Genomic DNA, 18237 nt, shown 5'->3' on the forward strand with positions numbered 1-18237 from the left:
TGGGTTTTTGCTACCACTCTTCGATTTCTCCACGGACCTTGTAGGAAAGGTTCTCTCCGTGGCGGGCTTCGAGCCGGTCTTCCACATCTCCAAGGGAGACGCCCTGATGCTTGAGGAGCACGAGGGTGTGATAGAGGAGGTCGCTTGTTTCATCGATGAGTTCCTCCCGATCACCATTCTTTGATGCGATGACGACTTCCGTCATTTCCTCGCCGCATTTCTTCAGTATCTTGTCGATGCCTTCTTCGGTAAGGTATTTCGTATATGAGCCTTCTTCCGGATTTTCCACCTTGCGGTCGACGATCTTTTCGAGCGTCTGCAGGTTGAAATGGTCGTCGCCGAAGCAGCTCTGTGTACCAAGATGGCAAGTCGGGCCCTTCGGTTCGACCTGGATGAGAAGGGCATCCGAATCGCAGTCCAGTGCCATGCTTTTGACGACCTGGATATTGCCGCTCGATTCCCCCTTTTTCCAGAGGCGTCCCTTCGAACGGGAGTAGAACCATACGACTTCCTCTTCCGTAGTCTTCTGATAGGCTTCCTCGTTCATGAAGCCGTTCATCAGGACCTGCCCAGTCCTGTCGTCCTGGAGAATGACGGACAGGAGTCCGCCGCCTTTTTCGAAATCCGGTTTCATGTTGTCCTCACCTCTATTTCTGCATTCTGCAACGTTTCTTTCAGGTCTTTGATCTCCACTTCCCTGTTATGGAAGATGGAGGCGGCCAGTCCGGCAGAGACGTCCGTCTGATGGAACAGTTCGGTGAAATGCTCTGGGCTGCCTGCGCCGCCGCTTGCGATGATGGGGATATTCACCATTTCGTTGGCCTGCTTCAGGAATCGAATGTCGAATCCCTGTTTGACACCGTCATGGTCCATGCTCGTGATGAGCAGTTCCCCGGCGCCCAGTGCCTCGCACTGCACGATCCAGTCGAAGGCGCGTACATCAGTCTTCTTGGAGCCGCCGTGCGTATGGATGAAGTAGTCCTGTTCATCCGCGTCGTACTTCACATCGACCGCGACACAGATGCACTGGCTGCCGAAGACTTCGCTCGCTTCCCTGATCAGTTCCGGATTCCTGATGGCTGCAGAGTTGATGCTGACCTTATCCGCACCGGCATTGAGCAGCTGGCGGATGTCCTCTACGGAGGAGATGCCGCCGCCAATGGTCAATGGTATGAACAGGGTCTTGGCGGTCTCGCGGATGACGTCGATCATCAGGTCATGGCCATCCTGCGTCTTTGAAATGTCCAGGAAGACGAGTTCGTCGGCCCCTTCCTGATTGTAGCGTGCAGCGAGCTCGACCGGATCTCCGACATCACGGAGTCCGACGAAATTGACGCCTTTGACCACGCGGCCCTCCTTGACATCAAGACATGGAATGATGCGTTTTTTGATCATCTTATATCCCTCCAGAATTCATCACTGTGGCTCGCCTTGCCGACGATGGCCTGTGTGATGCCCATCGTTTCGAGTCTGTCCAGGTCATCTTTGCTCCTGACACCGCCGCTTGCGATGACCGCATGGCGGGTCAGTCCATTGATGCGCTGGGTGTTTTCGAAGTTCGGCCCCTGGTTCATGCCATCCTTGTTGATGTCGGTATAGATGATGCCGGCGATATCAAGGAGTTCGATCTTCTTCAGGTAGTCATCGATCGTGATGCCGCTGTTCTCCGTCCAGCCGTTGACGTAGATGTCGTTTTCTCTCGCGTCCACACCGACGAAGATGCGGCCGGGGAATCGGCTGACGACGGTTTCAAGCCAGTCGAGATCCATGATCGCCCGTGTACCCAGGATGAAATAGTCGATGCCGATGGCGTCATACTGTTCAATCGTTTCAGTTTCCCTGAGCCCACCGCCGATCTGGAGGGGCAGGTCGGTCTTTTCCTTCAGTTTCTGGATGACCGTCGTCTCCTGGGCGCCCTGTTTGAGCGCACCCATCAAGTCGACGATATGGATGCGTGCGACCTGTTCGAAGCTGCTGTAGAAGGCGATGGCTTCTTCAGGTGTGCGCTTCATGGCCGTCTTCTTGCCATAGTCCCCCTGTGTCAGACGGACGTTCTGGCCTTCTATGATGTCTATTGCTGGAATGATGTTCATCTATATGCCTCCTTCTATGGCCTGCTTCAGCATTTCCACTCCGATGTCACCGGATTTTTCCGGATGGAACTGGATGCCGATGATATTGCCTTTTCCTACGACGGCGGGCACCGTCACGCCGTATTCTGCCGTAGCGATCGTACTGTCCGTTTCGGTCGCCATGAAACTGTGTACGAAATACACATCCTTACCGTCAAGTGCCGGGGAGGTGCTCTCAAGCGTGTTCCAGCCGAGGTGCGGCACGGGGTGGGGCGTCTCCATCCTGGCGATTCTGCCTGCAAGCAGTCCAAGCCCTTGTGCATTGCCTTCCTCGCTCTCTTCGAACAGCAGCTGCATGCCGAGGCAGATTCCGATGAACCGCTTCGTCTCCGCCAGCTTCAGCAGATCCTCCCTGATGCCGAGGCGGGTGATGGTCTCCATTGCATTGCCGAAGTGTCCGACGCCCGGCAGCAGGATGGCTTCACATTCCGCCAGGTCTTCGTACTTGCTTGAAAGGATATACTCATATCCAAGCTTCTCGAGCGCATTCTTTATGTTCTGTATATTGCCGAGCGAATAGTCGATGATGCCGATCATTCGATGACACCCTTTGAAGAGGGGATGCCGGCGTCACTCGGAGCGAGGGCCGCCTTCAGGCTCCGGGCGAACGCCTTGAAGACCGCTTCGATTTCATGATGAGTGTTGCCGCCCTTCAGCAGGTCGATATGGAGCGTCATGCGGCTGTTCATGCTGACCGCATTGAAGAACTCCATGACGAGTTCAGTGTCGAACGTGCCGACGGTCTCCTTCGAGAATGCCGCCTGGAAGTTCAGGTGAGGCCGGCCGGAGAGGTCGAGCACTACACGCGCAAGGGATTCGTCCATCGGGATGTATGTCGTGCCGTAGCGCTGGTAGGATTCTTTTTGCACGTAGAGTTCACGCAGCATCTGACCCAGTATGATGCCGACATCCTCTACAGTATGGTGGGCATCGACCTCAAGGTCGCCATCCGCTTCCACTTCGAGATAGAGGCCCGAGTGGAAGCTGAACAGTGTGAGCATATGGTCGAAGAAGCCCACTCCCGTCGAAATGGAGGAGTCCCTGAATGATTTTTCGTCATCGAGTGATATGGAAATCTTCGTCTCCTTTGTTGCTCTTTCCTTCTTGATCATATTGATTGCTCCATTCTTTGATTAATTGGTTGAGCTCGTCGTAGTCCTCCGGCCGGATCACCGAGTATCTGACGACATCCCCGAGCGGTGCGGCATCATACATCCTTGGCTGATAGCCATTCTGTAGAAGGTATGTACCGAGTGAACGTGCATGCCTGCCGTATGTGAAGATGAAGTTCGTATGTGATTCGATGATGTTTATTTTACCAGATACCTGGCTGAATGCCTCGACAAGACGCGCTTTCGAGTCAAGCTGGTAGCGCACGAATGCATCGAGGGCCGCCCCATCCCCGAATATCCTGCTCGCCAGATTCAACGACAATGAATTGACGGGGTAGGGGTGGTTGAGCCGGGTGATCTTCCGGAATGTCTCGCCTTCTGCGATGGAGATGCCGACCCTGAGTCCGGCGATGCCGAACATCTTGCTCAGCGTCCGGATGATGAGCACGTGGCTTCCTTCCGGCCGCTTGTAGGCGTGTGCGAATTCAAAGTATGCCTCATCAAGGACGAGGTAGCCGCCGACGCCCTTCATGGCATCGGCGAGCGCCTTCAGTTCGCTGTCGGCGAACATCTGGCCTGTCGGGTTATGGGGCACCGATATGAGGAAGAGGGACGGTTTCTTCTCTTCGACAGACCGGATGACCTGATTAAAGTCGAACTGGAAATCTTCGTTGCAGGGGACGGTATATACAGGTACATCCACCTGCTGGGCATATTCATGGTACATCACGAAATCCGGGGCGAGTGTCATGACGCCGTTCTGTCCGAGCGTCATGATGGCCTTCTGGATCCATTCATCCGAGCCGTTGGCGACTTCGACTGTACTGCTGTCTATGCCGTAGTAGTCGGCATAGAGCTGTTTGAAGCGTGTGATTTCATTGCTCGGGTACTCATGGATGTGCGTTTCTTTGACGACTTCTGCGATCGCCGCATCACTGAGCGGGGAGATTGGGCTTGTATTGCGGTCCATGTGGATCATTTCATCACTCCGTTCGGATCCGTAGGGATTGGTAGTGGGCGTCCAGCTGTTCGCGTTTCGCGACGGTCTTCGCCGGTCCGGCGATTTCGGTATAGGTCTCCTGCCCGAGGGAGATGACCGCATGGCTCGTCATGAAGTCGTTCACGTTGAGCCCATGGCTGAATCTGCCCGTCCGGTCGGTCGGCAGTACATGGGAAGGGCCTGCAGCGTAGTCCCCGATGGCTTCCGGGGAGTAGTAGCCGTTGAATACGGCACCGGCATACCTGATGTTGCGGATGATCATGTCGGCATCGCGGTGCTGGATGGATACGTGCTCTGGAGCAATATGATTCACCATATCGAGCAGTGCCTCTCGGGAATCCACGACTGCATAATGGTTGTCCCTGATGGATGCACGGATGATTTCGCTGCGCGGCTGTGCATCGATCAGCTCCTCGAGGCGGTCTTCGATTTCCGATATGACTGCTTCGTCCTCACTGAGCAGGAATGTCCGTGCATTCCGGTCATGCTCGGCCTGGGCGAACAGGTCATAGACGATCGCATCGACATGGACGTCCTGGTCCACATAGATGAGTATTTCACTCGGTCCTGCAATCATGTCGATGCCGACTTCGCCGAAGAGGAGGCGCTTGGCCAAGGCGACATAGTAGTTGCCGGGGCCGACGATCTTGTCGACCTTCGGAATGGACTCCGTGCCGTAGGCAAGCGCGGCGATGGCCTGGGCGCCGCCGACGGTGTAGACATCCTCCACGCCGCATATGTAGAGGGCGGCGAATGTGATGTTGTTCTCATCGAATGTCGGGGTGGTGACATGGATTTCCCTAACGCCTGCAGCGAGTGCAGGCACGACGGTCATCAGTACGCTTGACGGATAGAGCGCCGTACCGCCCGGTACATAGACGCCAATCTTCTCGATCGGGTGGTAGACGTACTGGAATTCCCCATCATCCCTGTCTTCATACTTGATGCTCTCCTGATATCGCTCGATGCGTGTGCGGATCGTCTCAAGCGCCGTCTTCTCCTCATCGGATATGGCATCATAGCTCGCCTTGAGCGCCGATTTAGGCACTTTGAAGGATGCCGGCTTCCTGCCGTCGAACTGCTCCGTATAGTCACGGAGGGCGGCGTCCCCTTCCGTGCGGACGCATTCGATGATGTCCATCACATCCTTATAGCCGTCGAACCCCGCGCCGGCACGCTTCTGGTCGAATATTTCCGTGAATTCCTGGACATTCATTCGATCACCCCGATTTCCTTGATGAAGTCATAGATTTCGTCCTCTTTTGTATAGAAGGTCCGCTTGTTCGCAATGAGCCGTGCATGGATGTCCATGATCTTCTCGTGCTCGACGAGTCCATTGTCCCTGAGCGTGCCGCCCGTCTGGACGATATCGACGATGCCGTCCGAGAGTCCGAGCAGCGGTGCAAGCTCCACCGAACCGTTCAGGTGGATCAATGAGACATCCTGCCGTTTATTCTTGAAATACTCATGGGCGATGTTGGTGTACTTCGTCGCGATGACCCTGAATTCCTCCTGGTCGGGCAGGGCGGCCACGGAGAAGTGACAGTCGCCGAACGGCAGTTGGGAGACATTCAGTATGTTGAATGCGTCTTCGGTGATGATGTCGGAGCCGACGATGCCGAGGTCCGCTACGCCGCTTTCGACATAGGTCGGCACATCCGGCCCTTTGGCGAAGATGAATTTGACATTGTCGACGACGGTGTAGAGCGAGCGTGTTTCGCCATCCAGGGCACGGATGTAGTTGTTCAGGTCGTTTTCGTTCATATATTTGAGAAAGTCCTTGAAAAGCCGGCCTTTCGTAAGTGCGACTGTAATCATAGCAATCCTCCGTTAGATAGGTTTACCGCAATGCCAAAAGCGCTGCTGTTGTATTCCCCGCCGCTCAGGAGCGGATAGTCGTGGTCCAGGAAGGCCTGGAAATAGAAGCCGTTGTAGTACGACTGGGGAGATCGGAATGACAGGTCGAGTATGAATTTCATGCCGTAGCCTTCAAGCGCCTGTTTCAGCCTGTCGATGAAGCGCATGATGTCACTGTCGCCGAACTCGGCATTCACAAGATCCATCTGATCGCTCACCTTCGCCGAAAGCAGGATATAGAGCGGGTGGGTCTGGCCGAGCTGTTTTCTGAGTTCGGACAGGTTCTTTTCATGGACCAGGTTGCGTATGCCCGAATCGAGGTCATACTTGTCGATGTAGAGGTCGAGCAGCGTATCATCGTTGACCACGATCGAATGGAACTTCTCGCCATACCCTTCTGTGACGAACGACAGGTGCATGTCGATGCTCCCGAGTATCTCCTCATCAGTGGGACGGTAGAGTTCGACGCCTGCCTGATGGAAAGTCTTGTAGTTCCTCACCACGGGGCCGAAGTACCCGAAGAAGCGCTGGCTGAGGTGATAGTCCTCACTGTAGTTGAGCAGGGAGCGCGTCCAGTCGCTGCGGATGGAGAAGAGCTGTTCGTTGCGCTCGAAGATGATGGTCGAGGAATGGTGGCGCTTGTCGTCGATATTGAAGGGCTCCACCATATTCATGTCGACCAGCTGATAGTTTTCATCGGCAAGCAGTTGTGTATAATCCTGTGCAAATTTCAGGCGTCGGATGATCAAATCGTTTTTCATACCATATCTCCTTTAATACTTTAGCGTGATAAAGAATAATCAATAAATCTGATAATAACAAAATAAATCGGCGATGACAAGAGATTTCCGACAATTTTGTTTAACACTTTAAAACGCTAAAGTGATTTGATATGATAACCGTATTAATGGGGGGAAACATATGCAAATAGATAGGTTGAGAGGCAAGGAGCTTGATGATCTGTTCGAAGGTATATTGAAGCTTGAAACAGTTGAGGAATGCCATCACTTTTTCGATGACCTCTGCACCACAAATGAACTGGTGTCGCTGAAGCAGCGTTTCCAGGTGGCGAAGATGATAAAGGAGGGGCACACGTACTCGAAGGTACAGAACGAAACAGGGGCCTCGAGCGCCACGGTGTCCCGGGTGAAGCGCTGCCTGGACTACGGCAGTGAGGGCTACCATATGATCATCGACAGGATGGAATGAATGACCTTAACTTGGTTAAGGTCATTTTTATTTTAAGTAGGCATAATTATTAATTTTACATATACCACTACTGCTGCAAGCCATATCATATCTAATAGGAATGATAGTTTCCTCGAAGTAACCTTGTGACAATCAGTACTATTCATATCTGCAAAAAATATGACAATTTCCTTTAAGGTGTTGGATTTCATAATATGAATTTGTAATCTTTTAGATGTATTATCCGTACTGCCTAAACAGAGAAAAATCTATGCGATAATTTAGTTTTATTGTTGGCTTTCGTATTAAGGGAGGAGAAAGTGTGCATGAAAAAGAATCTGCTTTCCAAAGGAGTAATCCATGCTTAAAGTGAATGGCCTTCATTATGCTTATGATAGTAGCTATCCTGTTTTCATCTGATATTGCTTCTTATATTCTATTTTTTGTTGTTTATTTCAGTATCCAAGGGTTAGTAAATCTAAAGAAGGAGTTAGATATGAAAATCGTAGTACGGATTATTAATAGTGCAGCTGCTTCGATTGTGACGACTTTGATTATTTTAACAGTCAGCTTCTTGATATTGCTGTTTTCAAGTGCAGAACTTGGGTATCGGACAGCATATTTTGGCGCTGTATTCTTCAATAGCGCACCCACGTCCTCAGATACTATAGGTATGACTTTTGGAATCAATAATGTAATACCCATTATCGTTACAGTTGCCATTTTCACAGTAGTATATTATTTCGTTCTTCAATTGATTGCCAAAAATAGATGAATTGAATAGCAAAGAATATACCCCCGATTTTGAATAGCCGTTCAAAATCGGGGGTTTAGTTATCCTATACTACTCAAATGATTAAACATTATGATACTAAACGTCAATTATTTGAAGCGTATTCTTTATTTCCACAGCAAGGTCATCCGTGCGCCACTCGCGCGAGTAGCCGAGGCAGGGACATATAAATTGGATGCCATTTTCTTCAAACTGGTGGCGGAAGTGGACATGCCCCATGATACTGTAGTGGATCGGGAACTCCTTGTAGAAGGTGTCGAAATCGGATGTGCCGATGAAGGCATTGTAGAAATCGAACAGCCGATGCGGTGTCGGCACGGCGAAACTGCGGTGCGTCACCACGTGGGTCATCATGATGATGTTGCGGTCCCCGACCTCTTCAAGATCCTGCCGAACAGCATCAGCAAAGGTCTTCGACAATGCAGGGTCGTCCATCGGCCAGCTTGTCCGTACCTTATCCTGCCATGTGCCGCCATAGAACTTACCGGTCGCAATCTTCTCCCTGCTGAAGCGGGGATCGGCATAGGAGTAGTCATACCAGCCGCTGTGGCCGACGATGGCCCAGTCATTATCCAGTATGAGCGGGGCGCTGATCATACTCTCCGGATGTTCCCTGTAGAACCTGTATATATCGGCACTTGATGCTCCTCCGGATTCCGGCTGCCAGTAGTCGTGGTTGCCTGGAACGAAGCGGATGTCGATTCCCGTCCGGGCCATGAGCGAATGGATGAAGTTGGTTGTGATGCGATAGTCGCTGGAGATGTCTCCGGCGATGAGGAGCAGTTCGATTTTTCTTCTATGGATCTCATCGGCAAGTATCTGTTCAAAGTCGTTTATCGAGTAGCGTGCATGCCGGCGGTCGACATGTAGGTCGGAAATGATGCCTATTCTCATATTGATCTCTCCGTATGGTCGATTTATCAAGAAGTATCATGTACACCCCGGGATGAAGTCAATCAAACCGTCCCCGAGCATACAAAAAAGACAGGCCGGAAGGCCTGTCTTTCTACATATACAGTATCAATTTTAAGCGAAGAATCCGACGACTGCTGCAGTGAGCACACTGACCAGGGAAGCACCGTATACGAGCTTCAGGCCGAAGTGGGCCACCTTGTTGCCGCTGTCGTCATGCAGGCCTTTGACGGAACCTGCGATGATGCCGATGCTTGAGAAGTTGGCGAATGATACCAGGAATACGGAAATCATCGCCTGGGATTTGCGGCTGAATTCGTCCGCCATTCCCGTATAGTCGAGCATGGCGACGAATTCATTCGTAATCAGCTTCGTCGCCATCAGGCTGCCTGCCTGCTGGGCTTCAGCCCAAGGGATCCCGATGAGGAATGCGATCGGCATGAAGATGTAGCCGAGGACATCCTGGAATGTGATCTCCATTCCAGGAATGAGCAGGAATGCTTCGTTCAGGATGGCGATGAGCGCGATATAACCGATCAGCATCGCTGCAACGGTCATGGCGACTTTTGCACCATCCATGATGTAGTCCCCGAGTATCTGGAAGAATGATTTTCCTGCATCCGGATTGTCATCGACATCGGCTGCATCTTCAGCATCCGTCACTTCATACGGATTGATGATGTGGACGATGACATATGTACCGAACAGGTTGAGTACGATCGCCGTAACGACATACTGCGGTTCGAGCATTGTCATGTAGGCACCGACGATGGACAGGGATACGGAACTCATCGCCTGTGCGGAAAGCGTATAGAGCCGGTGCTTCGGCAGATGTGGCAGCTGGTTCTTCAGTGAAATGAAGACCTCCGACTGGCCGAGGATCATGGATGCCGCACCGTTGTAGGACTCAAGATAGCCCATGCCTGTGACTTTGGTCAGCAGGAAGCCGAGTCCGCGGATGATCAGCGGCAGCAGTTTGGTGAACTGCAGGATACCGATTAGTGCCGAAATGACGATGATCGGCAGCAGTACATTGAAGAAGAAGACATCTGCCGGAGAACCGTCTCCGAGTGTCGTCAGGTCGCCCATGACGAACCCGACACCTTCAGCGGCAAAGCCGAGCAGCGTGTTGAATCCGGCTGCCAGGAATTCGATGACGGCCTGGCCGGCGCCTGTGGAAAGAAGTATGAAAGCAAAAAGCAGTTGTAGACCGAGAAGGATCAGAATGTTCTTCCATTTTTTGAAGGCAAGTTTGCGGTTGCTGCTCACAAGCCATGCGAGGAAGAAAGTGAATGCGATCCCGATGATACCCATAAGAATATTCAAGAATTTCACCCCATAAAAGATTAAGTTGTATTCATTATATAGCATGGCGTTATTGTCTGTATATGTAATCATGTGACAAAATCATCCCGATTCATTATAATGCAAACGTTTACAAAAATAAAGGGGAAATACAGAAAACTTTACGTTTGCCATATTTGACTATAGGAGATATAATTTAGTCAAAGAAGGTCAAAAGGGGTGATGTAATGCGCAACATGTCGGATATAATCGAACAATACCTCAAACAGCTGATTGAAGAATCCGGCGGTGAAGTTGTGGAAATAAAACGCGCGCATATCGCAGAGAAATTCGACTGTGTCCCCTCGCAGCTGAACTATGTGATAAAGACCCGTTTCACCAATGAACATGGCTACACCGTGGAAAGTAAGAGGGGCGGCGGCGGATACATCCGGATCACCAAGGTGGAGGCCCACTCAAAATCCGATTATCTGGCACGCCTGAAGCAGCTGATCGGCGACGGCATCTCTCAGCAGAATGCAAAGCACATCGTACAGTCGCTGATGGAGAACGAAGTGATTACAATGAAGGAAGCGAAAATCATAGATGCAGTCCTGGAGAGGGAATCTCTCATGCTCGATCTGCCATACCGTGACCGCCTCCGTGCGAATATACTGACGAGGGTGATAGATGTCATTCTCTACACAGAGGAGTGATGAGATGAAATGTGAATCATGCAACGAAAGAGAGGCAACCATCCATATCTCAAAGGGCAATGGCTTCGAAAAGACCGAAAAGTTCCTGTGCGAGCAGTGTGCCAATGCCTCATTCGAGAATGACTTCAGTTATCCGGACGACAGCTTCAATATACAGAAGCTGCTCAAATCACTGTCCGAGCACCCATCCCTGCAGCAGACAAAACGGCGTCCGAAGCAGTGTGCGACATGTGGATCCACCATCAACACCATCGTACAGATGGGGAAATTCGGATGTCCCGACTGCTATACCACCTTCGGCAGTCAGGCAGCCGACATCATCAGCCGGGTGCAGGCCCACCAGTCGGAGCATGTCGGGAAGGTGCCTGTGAAGGCGCGTGCCCAACTGAAGACGAAGAAGAAGCTCGAACAGCTGAAGGGTGAACTGGCAAAGCTCGTCGAAGCGCAGGAGTTCGAGGAGGCGGCGGTGGTGCGTGATGAAATCAAGGCGCTGGAACAGGCAGGTGATGATGATGGGATATGATCACATCAGCCCGTGGATGCAGGAATCAGAGGAGCTGCCGGTCGAAATGTCTGCGCGGGTGAGGCTTGCCCGTAACGTGAGTCACCTACCCTTCCCATACATGATGAAGGGAAATGAGGCCATTGCGCCGGTGCTCGAGAAGCTGGAGGAGACGCTCACAGACTACCGGCGTGTAGAGATGGCAGGCCTCCAGTTCGAGGACAAGGCGCTGCTGGTCGAAAAGCATCTGGTGAGCCCATTGTTTACGAAGCAGGGGCTGCTCAGTTATATTAATGAGGACGAATCCGTTTCCATCATGGTCAATGAAGAGGATCACCTGCGCATCCAGGCGATGGGGGTCGGCCTCCCGATGATGGACCTTTATAGAAAAGCGGATGCGATCGATGATATGCTGGAGTCGGAAGTCGATTATGCATTTGACGAAAAGTATGGCTACCTCACCGCCTGTCCGACGAATGTCGGCACCGGGCTGCGTGCCTCTGTGATGCTTCATCTGCCGGCACTCACCTTCGGCAGCCGCATTCAGCCGCTGTCTGCAAATCTGAGTCGTTTCGGTTTCACATTAAGAGGTATATATGGAGAAGGATCCGTCCCGCTCGGACATATATACCAGCTGTCGAACCAGCTGACACTCGGGCAGACGGAAGAGGAGATCATCAACAACCTTGACGAACTGAAGGAACGCATTGTTGAAGAAGAGATGGAGATGCGCTCATGGCTTGAAAGTGAACATCTTCTCGAAGTGAAGGATTCGGTCTACCGCTCCTATGGCCTCCTGAAGCACGCCTACAGGATGCCATTGAAAGAAGCAGCGAAGTGTCTGAGTGATCTGAAGCTCGGCACCGACCTCAGCTTGATTGAACTGGAAGGTTTCCAGTTCCAGAAATGGATTCAACTTATTCAGCCAGCATTCGTCAAGATGCGCCTGAATGAAAAAGATATAGAGATCACGTCCTTGGAGCATGCTGTTGAAGAAGAGCGTGCGGCTTTGATGAGACAACTACTAGGAGGGGAATAATATGTTATTTGGCAGACTGACTGAAAGAGCGCAAAAAGTGCTGGCCTATGCACAGGAAGAAGCAATCAACCTCAAGCATTCGAACATCGGAACCGAGCACCTGCTGCTTGGGCTCGTAAAGGAAAACGAAGGTATTGCCGCGAAGGTCCTCGAATCCTTCAATATCACTGAAGAGAAAGTGAAGGAGGAAGTGTTCAACCTGATCAACGAAGGCAGCGAACCTTCTTCCTCCATCCACTACACGCCGAGGGCGAAGAAGGTCATTGAACTCTCAATGGATGAAGCGCGCAAGCTCCACCATAACTTCGTGGGCACGGAGCATCTCCTGCTCGGCCTGATCAGGGAAAGCGAAGGCGTGGCCGCACGTGTGCTGTCGAACCTCGACCTGAACATCACGAAGGCCCGTGCCGCAGTCATCAAGATGCTCGGCAACCCTGAGTCATTCCAGCAGAAGGACGGCATGAAGAAGGACCACAATACACCAACCCTGGATTCACTGGCCCGCGACCTTACGCAGATTGCCCGTGATGAAATGCTCGACCCGGTCATCGGCAGATCCAAGGAGATCACCCGTGTGATCGAGGTGCTGAGCAGAAGGACGAAGAACAACCCGGTCCTGATTGGTGAACCCGGTGTCGGCAAGACGGCGATTGCCGAAGGCCTTGCACAGGCGATCATTAAAAACGAAGTGCCGGAAACCCTGAAGGACAAGCGCGTCATGTCACTCGACATGGGGACCGTCGTGGCAGGCACGAAGTATCGTGGTGAATTCGAGGAACGCATGAAGAAGGTAATGGAGGAGATCCATAAGGCCGGCAACGTCGTGCTGTTCATCGATGAGCTGCATACACTGATCGGGGCCGGCGGCGCCGAAGGTGCAATCGATGCCTCCAATATCCTGAAGCCTGCACTTGCACGCGGCGAGCTGCAGTGCATCGGGGCGACGACACTTGATGAATATCGCAAGCACATCGAAAAGGATGCGGCACTGGAGCGCCGTTTCCAGCCTGTACAGGTGGATGAGCCGAATGTCGAGGATGCGATACTCATTCTGAGGGGTCTCCGCGACCGTTATGAAGCACACCACAGGATCACCATCACGGATGAGGCGCTGGAAGCGGCAGCGGTCATGAGTGACCGCTATGTCCAGGACAGGTTCCTGCCGGACAAGGCGATCGACCTGATTGATGAAGCGTCATCCAAAGTCAGGCTCAGAAGCTACACATCCCCGCCGGACCTGAAGGATCTTGAAGGCAAGCTTGAAGCCATCAAGAAGGAAAAGGATGCAGCCGTACAGAGCCAGGAGTTTGAAGCGGCGGCGAACTACAGGGACCAGCAGACAAAGCTTGAAGATGAGCTTAAGAAGCGTGAAGACAACTGGAAGAAGGAACAGGGACAGGCATCACAGTCTGTGACGAAGAGTGATATAGAACTTGTCATCAGCAGCATCACAGGCATCCCGCTCTCCAAGATTGCAGAGGACGAGTCGGAGAGGCTGATGAACCTGGAGTCCATCCTGCATGACCGCGTCATCGGTCAGGAGGATGCTGTAGCTTCCATTTCGAAGGCGGTCAGAAGGGCACGTGCCGGACTCAAGAATCCGAAGCGTCCAATCGGCAGCTTCATCTTCCTCGGTCCGACGGGTGTCGGTAAGACGGAACTTGCCAGGGCACTCAGCGAAGCGATGTTCGGCGAAGAGGATGCGATGATCCGCGTCGACATGAGCGAGTACATGGAGAAGCACTCCGTCTCCCGTCTCGTCGGTTCACCACCGGGCTATGTCGGCTATGATGATGGGGGCCAGCTTACGGAAAAAGTGAGAAGAAAACCTTATTCACTCGTACTTTTCGATGAAATCGAGAAGGCCCACCCGGATGTCTTCAACATGCTGCTGCAAGTATTGGATGACGGCCGTCTGACGGACTCCAATGGACGTACCGTCGACTTCAGGAACACGATCATCGTCATGACATCGAACGTCGGTGCCCAGGAGCTCAGGGACAACAAGTTTGCAGGCTTCGGTACGACGGCGCAGTCCCAGGACTACGACACGATCAGAAATACGATGATGAAGGAACTGAAGAACAGCTTCCGTCCCGAATTCATCAACCGTGTGGACGACATCATCGTCTTCCACAGCCTGGAGAAGGAACACCTCAAAGAGATCGTGACGCTCATGATCAATCAGCTGACAGAACGTTTGAGCGATCAGGATATCCATCTTGAAGTCACCGATTCGGCCACCGACAAGATTGCAGAGGAAGGATATGACCCTGAATATGGTGCGCGTCCACTCGCACGCTCCATCCAGCGTCATATCGAAGACAGGCTCAGTGAATCCCTGCTTTCCGGCGAGGAGCTTGAAGGCAGAGTAGTCACAATCGACTACAAGGATGATGAATTCAATGTAAGCACGAAAGATAAAGTTGCAGTGGAATAGAAGGAGTGGCAACGCCGGGATGGGAAACCATCCCGGCTTTTTCATCATGAGGCATCGGGCTTCAATGAGGTTCCGCTTTAAAATCATAGGTAATAGTTATACAATATTAATAATAAAATCAAATTACAGGAGAGTCTCTAGACATGGCAAAGACGAAAAATATTTTCGAGTGTATGGCGTGCGGGCATGAATCGCCCAAGTGGATGGGCAGATGTCCAAACTGCGGTGCATGGAACCAGATGGAGGAGAAGCTTGTCCACAAGGAGACCAAGGGCAGAGGGACATTCGGCAAGCCTGAAGCAGAAGGGCGCCAGCGCAGCCGGAAGCTTGAACGCGTGAACAAGAGCAACACGCCGAGGACGCTGACCCAGAGTGGCGAGTTCGACAGGGTGCTCGGTGGCGGCATCGTCGATGGTTCCCTGATACTGATCGGAGGGGACCCAGGAATCGGGAAGTCGACGATTCTGCTCCAGACTGCGCTGACCCTGTCCCAGAACCACGAAGTGCTGTATGTTTCGGGTGAGGAATCACTGGAACAGATAAAACTGCGTGCGGACCGGCTGACCGAAGGAAGCGACCAGCTGAACGTCTACAGCGAAACGAACCTCTTCTACATCCATGATGAGATCAAACGGCTGGATCCGGACTTCCTGATCATAGATTCCATCCAGACCGTGTTCAATCCCGATGTGACAAGCGCCCCCGGCAGTGTTTCGCAGGTACGGGAGTGTACACAGAGCCTGATGAATATCGCGAAAAGCGGCAACATCGCCACCTTCATCGTGGGCCACGTGACCAAAGAGGGACAGATTGCGGGGCCAAGGATGCTCGAGCATATGGTGGATACGGTGCTCTATTTTGAAGGGGACCAGCATCATACGTACCGGATGCTCCGTGCGGTCAAGAACCGCTTCGGCTCCACGAATGAAATGGGCATGTTCGAGATGAAGAGCGAAGGACTGAAGGAAGTGCTCAATCCATCGGAAGTGTTCCTCGAGGAACGCTCGAAGAATACGCCCGGATCGGCCATAGTGGCGACCATGGAAGGGACGCGGGCGCTGCTGGTTGAGGTCCAGGCACTCGTCACACCGACGCACTTCCATAATCCGCGTCGCATGGCCACAGGCATCGACCAAAACCGTCTATCACTTCTGATGGCGGTGCTCGAGAAAAGTGAAGGACTGCTCATGCAGCAGCACGATGCCTACATCAAAGTTGCAGGGGGCGCCCGGTTGGATGAACCGGCAGTTGATCTGAGCATCATCGTCAGCATCGCTTCAAGCTTCAAGGCCGCACAGGTGCGCGGCGACGACTGCTTCATCGGTGAGGTCGGGCTGACCGGTGAGATCAGACGGGTCACTAAGATTGAACAGAGGCTCCAGGAGGCGGCGAAGCTCGGCTTCAACCGTGCAATCATCCCGGCGTCGAACATGAGTGGACTGGAGGTGCCGGAAGGCATCGAGGTCATCAGCGTCCGCACCTTGAAGGATGCGCTGAAAGCCGCAATCAAGAAGTAGGGGAGGTGAATATCCATGTTGAAGTATCTGCTTTATATTCTGTACGTACTTATCGGGGTTTCACTCGGCGTCTGGCTCATGCCGACGCTCTTCCAGCTGCTTCCGTTCGATCTGCCGATGGTGATCGATAATGTATTGGTTCATGGCCTTGCCGGGCTGCTGCTGTTTCTCCTCCTCTTCCTGTGGACGGTGCCGAAAGTCGAATCGCTTATCCGGAGGAGCGAAGCCCTGATCCTGAACCGCAGCCTTGCAGAGATTGTGTCCGCCACACTAGGAATGATCGTCGGCCTTTTAATTGCTGTCTTAATTTCCCTATTGATCAATGCCATCGACATTCCTCTGATCGGCGATATCATTCCCTTCATACTGGCTGTGATACTGGGGTATCTCGGGTTCCAGATCGGGCTCAAGAAGTTCAGTGAAGTTCTGGATTTCCTCCCCGGCAATTTTTCGAAATCCCAGGAAGAGAAGAAGAGGATTCCGCGTAAGTTCCTCGATACGAGTGCCATCATAGATGGAAGGATCGTGGATGTGGCAAAGACGGGGTTCATCGAAGGGGAGCTCGTGATTCCGCAGTTCGTGCTGGATGAACTCCAGCTCATTGCCGATGCTACAGACCCGATCAAAAGGGACAAGGGACAGAGGGGGCTGGATATGCTGAACACCCTGCAGGAGCAAAGTGATAATGTCACCATCATGCCGGTCGATTACGACAAGCTTGATGTCGACCATCAGCTCATCGAAGCCGCGAAAGCCGAGCAGGGCGTCATCATCACCACCGACTACAACTTGAATAAAGTATGCCAGCTGCACCAGATCCCGGTCCTCAATGTAAATCAGCTATCCGATGCAATCAAAGTCGTCGTCATCCAGGGCGATACATTCGACCTGCTGATCTCGAAGACGGGCAAAGAGGAAAACCAGGGTGTCGGATATCTCGAAGATGGTACAATGGTTGTGGTCGAAGAAGGCAGGTCGCTCATAAACAAGACCATTAAAGTAGAAGTGGTAAGCGTGCTCCAGACGAATTCCGGACGCATTGTATTTGCGAAGAAAGTGAGAAAGAAATGAAATATACAGTAATAATTCCAGCTGCCGGAATGGGCAGCAGAATGCATATGGATTACAATAAGGTTTTCATCAGGCTGGGAGACACCCCGATCATCCGGATGACTGTAGAGAAATTTGAAGCAGATCCCGACTGTGAAGCCATCCATCTTGCCGGGCGTAAGGGGGAGATGGATACATTAAAGGAGATGCTTAAGGGATGCACCAAGGTCAAAGGTATCCATGAAGGCGGCAGGGAGCGCCAGCACAGCATCCATAACGTCCTCAGGGCTATCGACCCTGCAGAATATGTGTTTGTCCATGATGGGGCGCGGCCCTTCGTCAACCAAGGAACGCTGGATGGTCTGAAGGCATCGGTGGAGTTGCATCAGGCAGTCATCTGCGGCGTGAAGCCGAAGGATACGCTGAAGCGCATATCCGGGGATGAAGTGGAGGAGACCATCGACCGTACGTCGGTCGTCGCAGTCCATACACCGCAGGCCTTCGAATATGACCTGCTCATGCGTGCATATCAGAATGCAGCGGAGAAGAACCTTACTGTGACGGATGACTCGATGATGGTGGAAGCACTTGGAAAAAGGGTCCATGTGACAGCATCGACTTATGATAACATTAAAATAACGACTGAAGAGGATCTGAAGGTCGCCGAATCCATTATGAAGAAAGGAAGTGAATGA

At 52.3% G+C, this 18237-nt stretch carries 20 protein-coding genes; 9 read left to right on the forward strand and 11 right to left on the reverse strand.

Annotation, left to right across the window (positions count from 1 at the left end; genetic code table 11):
- Nucleotides 1–10: 10 nt before the first annotated feature.
- From hisIE to LLU09_RS07265, 9 genes are read right to left on the reverse strand one after another with little or no spacing between them, the layout of a single operon-like run.
- A complete protein-coding gene (hisIE, locus tag LLU09_RS07225) occupies nucleotides 11–634 on the reverse strand; it encodes a bifunctional phosphoribosyl-AMP cyclohydrolase/phosphoribosyl-ATP diphosphatase HisIE (RefSeq protein WP_228311169.1) in 624 nt (207 codons plus the stop codon).
- Nucleotides 631–1395 (reverse strand): imidazole glycerol phosphate synthase subunit HisF, encoded by a 765-nt coding sequence (hisF, locus tag LLU09_RS07230; RefSeq protein WP_228311170.1) that lies wholly within the window; start codon nucleotides 1393–1395, stop codon nucleotides 631–633. Before hisF ends, hisIE begins: the two co-directional genes overlap by 4 nt.
- Nucleotides 1392–2093, reverse strand: a complete 702-nt coding sequence (gene hisA, locus LLU09_RS07235; protein ID WP_040106303.1) for a 1-(5-phosphoribosyl)-5-[(5-phosphoribosylamino)methylideneamino]imidazole-4-carboxamide isomerase — start codon at nucleotides 2091–2093, stop codon at nucleotides 1392–1394. The genes hisF and hisA overlap by 4 nt, the downstream gene beginning before the upstream one ends.
- Nucleotides 2094–2669 carry an imidazole glycerol phosphate synthase subunit HisH gene (gene hisH, locus LLU09_RS07240; protein ID WP_040106302.1) on the reverse strand — a complete coding sequence of 192 codons (576 nt, stop codon included), beginning with the start codon at nucleotides 2667–2669 and terminating at the stop codon, nucleotides 2094–2096. It lies immediately after the preceding gene.
- Nucleotides 2666–3244 (reverse strand): imidazoleglycerol-phosphate dehydratase HisB, encoded by a 579-nt coding sequence (hisB, locus tag LLU09_RS07245; protein ID WP_031545988.1) that lies wholly within the window; start codon nucleotides 3242–3244, stop codon nucleotides 2666–2668. The genes hisH and hisB overlap by 4 nt, the downstream gene beginning before the upstream one ends.
- Nucleotides 3189–4223 (reverse strand): pyridoxal phosphate-dependent aminotransferase, encoded by a 1035-nt coding sequence (locus LLU09_RS07250; protein ID WP_228311171.1) that lies wholly within the window; start codon nucleotides 4221–4223, stop codon nucleotides 3189–3191. The genes hisB and LLU09_RS07250 overlap by 56 nt, the downstream gene beginning before the upstream one ends.
- A gap of 4 nt (nucleotides 4224–4227) precedes the next feature.
- A complete protein-coding gene (gene hisD, locus LLU09_RS07255; RefSeq protein ID WP_228311172.1) occupies nucleotides 4228–5460 on the reverse strand; it encodes a histidinol dehydrogenase in 1233 nt (410 codons plus the stop codon).
- Nucleotides 5457–6062, reverse strand: a complete 606-nt coding sequence (gene hisG, locus LLU09_RS07260) for an ATP phosphoribosyltransferase (RefSeq protein ID WP_228311173.1) — start codon at nucleotides 6060–6062, stop codon at nucleotides 5457–5459. The genes hisD and hisG overlap by 4 nt, the downstream gene beginning before the upstream one ends.
- Nucleotides 6059–6862: an ATP phosphoribosyltransferase regulatory subunit gene (locus LLU09_RS07265; protein ID WP_228311174.1), complete on the reverse strand. Its 804-nt coding sequence runs from the start codon at nucleotides 6860–6862 to the stop codon at nucleotides 6059–6061. Before LLU09_RS07265 ends, hisG begins: the two co-directional genes overlap by 4 nt.
- 160 nt (nucleotides 6863–7022) lie before the next feature.
- Between LLU09_RS07265 and LLU09_RS07270 the strand changes: the two genes are divergently transcribed.
- Together LLU09_RS07270 and LLU09_RS07275 are read left to right on the forward strand one after the other, a co-directional pair.
- Complete coding sequence (locus tag LLU09_RS07270) at nucleotides 7023–7310, forward strand: YerC/YecD family TrpR-related protein (protein ID WP_031545977.1); 288 nt, start codon at nucleotides 7023–7025, stop codon at nucleotides 7308–7310.
- Nucleotides 7311–7680: 370 nt separating this feature from the next.
- The gene (locus LLU09_RS07275) at nucleotides 7681–8064 is read left to right on the forward strand and encodes a hypothetical protein (RefSeq protein WP_143543634.1); all 384 of its coding nucleotides are present in this window, start codon (nucleotides 7681–7683) and stop codon (nucleotides 8062–8064) included.
- A 96-nt stretch (nucleotides 8065–8160) separates the two neighbouring features.
- On the opposite strand, the gene LLU09_RS07280 is transcribed toward LLU09_RS07275, so the two are convergent.
- Both LLU09_RS07280 and LLU09_RS07285 read right to left on the reverse strand, forming a co-directional pair.
- The gene (locus LLU09_RS07280; protein WP_228311175.1) at nucleotides 8161–8976 is read right to left on the reverse strand and encodes a metallophosphoesterase; all 816 of its coding nucleotides are present in this window, start codon (nucleotides 8974–8976) and stop codon (nucleotides 8161–8163) included.
- A 132-nt stretch (nucleotides 8977–9108) separates the two neighbouring features.
- Nucleotides 9109–10320, reverse strand: a complete 1212-nt coding sequence (locus LLU09_RS07285; RefSeq protein ID WP_304612936.1) for a NupC/NupG family nucleoside CNT transporter — start codon at nucleotides 10318–10320, stop codon at nucleotides 9109–9111.
- Nucleotides 10321–10526: 206 nt separating this feature from the next.
- Between LLU09_RS07285 and LLU09_RS07290 the strand changes: the two genes are divergently transcribed.
- The 7 genes from LLU09_RS07290 (at nucleotide 10527) to ispD (ending at nucleotide 18237) form a co-directional block, all read left to right on the forward strand.
- The gene (locus tag LLU09_RS07290) at nucleotides 10527–10994 is read left to right on the forward strand and encodes a CtsR family transcriptional regulator (RefSeq protein WP_228311177.1); all 468 of its coding nucleotides are present in this window, start codon (nucleotides 10527–10529) and stop codon (nucleotides 10992–10994) included.
- Nucleotides 10995–10998: 4 nt separating this feature from the next.
- Nucleotides 10999–11517, forward strand: a complete 519-nt coding sequence (locus tag LLU09_RS07295) for a UvrB/UvrC motif-containing protein (RefSeq protein ID WP_228311178.1) — start codon at nucleotides 10999–11001, stop codon at nucleotides 11515–11517.
- Nucleotides 11471–12535, forward strand: a complete 1065-nt coding sequence (locus LLU09_RS07300) for a protein arginine kinase (protein WP_228311477.1) — start codon at nucleotides 11471–11473, stop codon at nucleotides 12533–12535. Before LLU09_RS07295 ends, LLU09_RS07300 begins: the two co-directional genes overlap by 47 nt.
- Nucleotide 12536: 1 nt before the next feature.
- Nucleotides 12537–14975: an ATP-dependent Clp protease ATP-binding subunit gene (locus LLU09_RS07305; RefSeq protein ID WP_228311179.1), complete on the forward strand. Its 2439-nt coding sequence runs from the start codon at nucleotides 12537–12539 to the stop codon at nucleotides 14973–14975.
- Nucleotides 14976–15118: 143 nt separating this feature from the next.
- Nucleotides 15119–16492 (forward strand): DNA repair protein RadA, encoded by a 1374-nt coding sequence (radA, locus tag LLU09_RS07310; protein WP_228311180.1) that lies wholly within the window; start codon nucleotides 15119–15121, stop codon nucleotides 16490–16492.
- A 15-nt stretch (nucleotides 16493–16507) separates the two neighbouring features.
- Entirely contained in the window at nucleotides 16508–17563 is a 1056-nt protein-coding gene (locus LLU09_RS07315) for a PIN/TRAM domain-containing protein (protein ID WP_228311181.1), read from the forward strand.
- The gene (ispD, locus tag LLU09_RS07320) at nucleotides 17560–18237 is read left to right on the forward strand and encodes a 2-C-methyl-D-erythritol 4-phosphate cytidylyltransferase (RefSeq protein WP_228311182.1); all 678 of its coding nucleotides are present in this window, start codon (nucleotides 17560–17562) and stop codon (nucleotides 18235–18237) included. Before LLU09_RS07315 ends, ispD begins: the two co-directional genes overlap by 4 nt.

This window comes from Salinicoccus sp. RF5 (assembly GCF_020786625.1).
Classification (GTDB): Bacteria; Bacillota; Bacilli; order Staphylococcales; family Salinicoccaceae; genus Salinicoccus.

Bases quoted from the DNA above. Each gene is read 5' to 3' on its own strand.
- hisIE (WP_228311169.1), bottom strand. From the start codon at position 634: ATGAAACCGGATTTCGAAAAAGGCGGCGGACTCCTGTCCGTCATTCTC.
- hisF (WP_228311170.1), bottom strand. From the start codon at position 1,395: ATGATCAAAAAACGCATCATTCCATGTCTTGATGTCAAGGAGGGCCGC.
- hisA (WP_040106303.1), bottom strand. From the start codon at position 2,093: ATGAACATCATTCCAGCAATAGACATCATAGAAGGCCAGAACGTCCGT.
- hisH (WP_040106302.1), bottom strand. From the start codon at position 2,669: ATGATCGGCATCATCGACTATTCGCTCGGCAATATACAGAACATAAAG.
- hisB (WP_031545988.1), bottom strand. From the start codon at position 3,244: ATGATCAAGAAGGAAAGAGCAACAAAGGAGACGAAGATTTCCATATCA.
- LLU09_RS07250 (WP_228311171.1), bottom strand. From the start codon at position 4,223: ATGATCCACATGGACCGCAATACAAGCCCAATCTCCCCGCTCAGTGAT.
- hisD (WP_228311172.1), bottom strand. From the start codon at position 5,460: ATGAATGTCCAGGAATTCACGGAAATATTCGACCAGAAGCGTGCCGGC.
- hisG (WP_228311173.1), bottom strand. From the start codon at position 6,062: ATGATTACAGTCGCACTTACGAAAGGCCGGCTTTTCAAGGACTTTCTC.
- LLU09_RS07265 (WP_228311174.1), bottom strand. From the start codon at position 6,862: ATGAAAAACGATTTGATCATCCGACGCCTGAAATTTGCACAGGATTAT.
- LLU09_RS07270 (WP_031545977.1), top strand. From the start codon at position 7,023: ATGCAAATAGATAGGTTGAGAGGCAAGGAGCTTGATGATCTGTTCGAA.
- LLU09_RS07275 (WP_143543634.1), top strand. From the start codon at position 7,681: ATGATAGTAGCTATCCTGTTTTCATCTGATATTGCTTCTTATATTCTA.
- LLU09_RS07280 (WP_228311175.1), bottom strand. From the start codon at position 8,976: ATGAGAATAGGCATCATTTCCGACCTACATGTCGACCGCCGGCATGCA.
- LLU09_RS07290 (WP_228311177.1), top strand. From the start codon at position 10,527: ATGCGCAACATGTCGGATATAATCGAACAATACCTCAAACAGCTGATT.
- LLU09_RS07295 (WP_228311178.1), top strand. From the start codon at position 10,999: ATGAAATGTGAATCATGCAACGAAAGAGAGGCAACCATCCATATCTCA.
- LLU09_RS07300 (WP_228311477.1), top strand. From the start codon at position 11,471: ATGAAATCAAGGCGCTGGAACAGGCAGGTGATGATGATGGGATATGAT.
- LLU09_RS07305 (WP_228311179.1), top strand. From the start codon at position 12,537: ATGTTATTTGGCAGACTGACTGAAAGAGCGCAAAAAGTGCTGGCCTAT.
- radA (WP_228311180.1), top strand. From the start codon at position 15,119: ATGGCAAAGACGAAAAATATTTTCGAGTGTATGGCGTGCGGGCATGAA.
- LLU09_RS07315 (WP_228311181.1), top strand. From the start codon at position 16,508: ATGTTGAAGTATCTGCTTTATATTCTGTACGTACTTATCGGGGTTTCA.
- ispD (WP_228311182.1), top strand. From the start codon at position 17,560: ATGAAATATACAGTAATAATTCCAGCTGCCGGAATGGGCAGCAGAATG.